At 32.0% G+C, this 3,744-nt stretch carries 6 protein-coding genes; 1 reads left to right on the forward strand and 5 read right to left on the reverse strand.

Going from position 1 to position 3,744, the window contains the following annotated elements; translation table 11 throughout:
* Nucleotides 1-893 (reverse strand): replication initiation protein (locus J2R98_RS14380; RefSeq protein WP_307070187.1); only part of this gene is annotated, 893 nt, incomplete at its 3' end.
* 606 nt (nucleotides 894-1,499) lie between these two features.
* Here J2R98_RS14380 and J2R98_RS14385 point away from each other — a divergent pair.
* A complete protein-coding gene (locus J2R98_RS14385; protein ID WP_307070188.1) occupies nucleotides 1,500-2,150 on the forward strand; it encodes a hypothetical protein in 651 nt (216 codons plus the stop codon).
* Nucleotides 2,151-2,532: 382 nt separating this feature from the next.
* Here the strand turns inward: J2R98_RS14385 and J2R98_RS14390 are convergent, their stop codons facing one another.
* From J2R98_RS14390 to J2R98_RS14405, 4 genes are all read right to left on the reverse strand, one after another.
* Entirely contained in the window at nucleotides 2,533-2,700 is a 168-nt protein-coding gene (locus J2R98_RS14390; protein WP_307070190.1) for an antitoxin VbhA family protein, read from the reverse strand.
* 4 nt (nucleotides 2,701-2,704) lie between these two features.
* Nucleotides 2,705-2,866, reverse strand: a complete 162-nt coding sequence (locus J2R98_RS14395; protein ID WP_307070192.1) for a hypothetical protein — start codon at nucleotides 2,864-2,866, stop codon at nucleotides 2,705-2,707.
* A gap of 105 nt (nucleotides 2,867-2,971) precedes the next feature.
* Entirely contained in the window at nucleotides 2,972-3,454 is a 483-nt protein-coding gene (locus J2R98_RS14400) for a DUF3967 domain-containing protein (RefSeq protein WP_307070194.1), read from the reverse strand.
* Nucleotides 3,455-3,558: 104 nt separating this feature from the next.
* The coding region (locus J2R98_RS14405; protein WP_307070195.1) for a hypothetical protein at nucleotides 3,559-3,744 on the reverse strand (186 nt) is incomplete at its 5' end.

The following is a 3,744-nucleotide window of genomic DNA, read 5'->3' on the forward strand; positions in this document are numbered from 1 at the left end:
AAATCAGCCTTCTTGTATGTAATGCAAATGGGGTCTTGTGTCATTGGCAGCATATCTCGATTTTGCCTAACGATTTCAATAGCTCGTTGACGATCCTCTTTGTTATCTATTTCTATAATCCCCTCTAGATAATCGCTTTCGATCGTTTCTGCTATCACTCTCAATTCTTTTATTTGTTTCTTTGTAGCACTTTTTAAATTTTCTCCTAGTGACCATGTCAATTCAAAACCAGCAATCGCACGACCTTTTCTCTTTATGTTGTATCGTACTTCAATCTCTGTATATTTGTTGATTTCATTAATGGCAAAATCTAGCACTTTTCTTTTAAATAACCCTGTATTGTTTTGATAACTTTTAACATTTTCTACTCCAAATAATTTCATTAGAGCTTCTTTGGATATTGATTTACGCCAGTAACCATAATGTCCTTTCAAATAATCGTATAACGTCCAACTAAAGCTACTCCTAAATTGCGATGTTATTGTTAAATCTGTTGTAACAAACTTCTCTTTTAATTCTAAAATATGTGGAACAAACTCTTCGTTCCATTTGAAAGTAAACAGTCCTTTTTTATACTTTATTCCTTGAAAGACATTCCAGTATTCAACTGATTGTTCTTCTAGATCAGTAAGGCAAAATGATAAGTGACCAAGCTTTGGGACATCCTCTTGAGCATGTTTTGTTTGATATTTTTCAAGAGCAAATTTCTTTTCAAAATCAGCTTTATTAAATTCTGTTTTTCCGTCCTGTTGAGTTGAATAAATAGCAAAAGCTAACAATTGCATTTGATTTAGAGTGAGTCCTTGACTTAGTTTAGCCATAGATAATTCGTTACTTTTTTGAATTGAATTTTCGTACGAAAACATTTGTTGCTTACCATTTTTTCTAGCCATCAAATCCCCCTATTGTACTTTTTACTCGTCTTTTTATGTAACTCATGCACAATTTTAGTTATATTTAGCTTTCTTATTATAACTTTGTTTTTATTAAGTTTCAAATCGAAGGATATAAAAGTTTCAATAAAGGGATATAAAAGTTTCAATAAAGGGATATAAAAGTTTCAAAAAAAGCTAAAACCCCTTGTGTCTAAAGGGGTTTAGCTTTTCGCAAATATAATTAATATAATTAAGTATTTTAAATAAATAAATATATACAAAATCATTATTAAAAATAATGTTAATCAAATAATTAACAACAATATTGATCCTAAAAACAATATTTAAAAAAATTTTTTATAAATAACCATGCATGTGAGGATAATTAAAATCGCCACCATAATAATAAAAAGCACACCTGAAATCAATGTAAAGTTTGCCATTATTTATTCCTCCTTTAATTAAAAGACAAAAAAATCTGAAAATATATTGACTGGGATATTTTGGTGCATTATTGTTAGATTTGTAGATTAATTCAATTTTATGTAAAAAAGGAGTTGAAAGCAACTATACTATTTTATATTAATCTACTACTTAAATTTTATAGAAAAAGGATGTGTTATTTTGAAAAAATCATTTAAAAAAATAAGTTTTATTTTTGCAATTGTACTAATTACAGCCTTAGTCACTAATGTTTCTGCTATTAATGCCGATAGTAAAAATGACGAAGAAGTAGATGCTTTAGATCGAGAGAAAGAAGTTCAAAAAACTTTAGAACAAACAGGTCAAAATTTAGAAGAAGGTTTAGATTTAAAAGTTGGTGAACCGCTTACTGTAGAATTTGATGATGGTAGTTCTATAACCCATGAAATTACTGTAGAACCAGCAAATTCAGATTCAGATTTTAATACTCTTTCTAGTGGTCAACTTAATTACGCTTATACTAGAGTATATGAAGCATTACTTTTCGGAAGAGCTGACATAAAGTTACACATAGAGGATGCTAGGTTTGCAGAATATGGCCAAGAAAAAGCAATCACTGTTCATGGCCCTGTCTATCAATCGGTTCCTATAACTAATTTTGCTACCGTTGATACAGGAGCAACAAACTATAAATATGTAAATTATGCAGACTATACAACATCTGTTAGAGCAAGAGCAAGAGGCGATATAGTATTTAATGTTTCTGGAGTAACGCGACAACAATCGTATGATTTCGCAATAGAAGTTAATGCAGGATCCCCAGGAGAAGTTTCCTTGATTAGTCACTATTAAAATTACTCTAGTTTTTTATATTCAATTGAACTATCAAATCATTTACCATGAAATGATATTTTCTCTTAAGAAAACGAACGCTAAAATTGAATTTTAGCACCCACACACACCTTCATTTTTGAAGGTGTGTAAGTGGGCACTCCGTGAAATTTTGGTTCAAAATTTACGAGGGCATCGATAAAAGTTGCATCAGCAACTATAAAAGTTTTGCTGCGCAAAACTTTAAAGTGATTCACTCTATCATTCGAAGTGATTCATTCTTTTAATGACCCTCATTCTACAAGAGGTAAAAATGATTCACTCACTAAAATTCATCACTTTTGCCATAACACACTTAAATAAAAAAGGACTATCACTTAATTAAAAGCGAAAGTCCTTTTATTTATTTTCGAACACTATCCAATACTCTTTGTTTAAATTCTTCTTCAGTGATTTGACCCCTCAGACGCTCTTTAACCAACTCTACTTCCTTTTCTTCAAGTTCCATACCTTCAATCGCTAAAGACGCTCTAGCATTCGCTATGGCTTTCTCAAGACGTTCTGAACCCATTTAATCAACCCCTTGTAATATTTGCGCCATTTAAACGGTCAACATCCTCTTTCATAAAACGTTTAATCGCCTGTTTCGTTTCATTCTGATAAACGTCCTCAACTTTATCTTGTAAGTAATCTAAGAACCTTTCTAATTCCTTCACGTCAACTAATCCTTGATTCATAGACTCAACCCTCTTTTCTGATCAACACAAGTGTTGTAATGCTAATAATTAAAGCTAAAACCGAAATACCAAATGACCACCAAATCACACTAACAACCCCTTTCTCTAGGATTTCCAAAACTGCCACTTCTTTTTCTTTTTAGTCATAGCTAACTCTTTTTTGTGTTCCTGAATTTCACGCAAAACAGTCATTAAATTTTGATCTCGCTGGTCTATTCGCTCTAATAATTTTTGATTAAATTGGTCTTGTTGATCTAATCGATCATTTATCTTTTTAAACTCGCCCTCGAACGACTCACGAACGTCGGTATCACCAACTCGAATGGGGGTCGTTCGAGCATTCGTATAAAACTCTTCAAACACTTGCTTTGAAGCTTTTTTAATCGTTCGCCCTTCCACTTTTACCAGCTGTTTAAAATAAATCAAAGCTTTCTTATCACGAACGAGGAACGCACGACTATTATTTTCACCTTTAGTAAATATATAGCCTTCTTCTTCTAGTGCAATACACCATTTTCGTAAAGTGCTATCAGATACGTTTAAAATACTCGCCATTTCATGAGTCCAATAAGCTTTTTCTTCACTCATTTGAATTAAGTTCTCCTACTCTCATTACTTATCCCACCATTTTTTTCATTTAAGTCTTTGTTTCTTTTCTTCACATCTCTTTAAATCTCCTTCAACCCGCAAGATTATTCATCCAACCAATTATAATAGGGGCTATCCTTTTTATTAGCGAGGTGATGAAGTTCTTTTATGTTACGATTTGCTTCTTTAATCAGTAAATCAGCCTTCTTGTATGTAATGCAAATGGGGTCTTGTGTCATTGGCAGCATATCTCGATTTTGCCTAACGATTTCAATAGCTCGTTGACGATC

This window comes from Alkalibacillus filiformis, assembly GCF_030814115.1.
In the GTDB taxonomy this organism is placed as follows: domain Bacteria; phylum Bacillota; class Bacilli; order Bacillales; family Alkalibacillaceae; genus Alkalibacillus; species Alkalibacillus filiformis.

What these genes read in the sequence shown, in the direction of transcription:
- J2R98_RS14400 (WP_307070194.1), bottom strand. Translation starts at nt 3,454, where the DNA reads ATGAGTGAAGAAAAAGCTTATTGGACTCATGAAATGGCGAGTATTTTA.
- J2R98_RS14395 (WP_307070192.1), bottom strand. Translation starts at nt 2,866, where the DNA reads ATGAATCAAGGATTAGTTGACGTGAAGGAATTAGAAAGGTTCTTAGAT.
- J2R98_RS14390 (WP_307070190.1), bottom strand. Translation starts at nt 2,700, where the DNA reads ATGGGTTCAGAACGTCTTGAGAAAGCCATAGCGAATGCTAGAGCGTCT.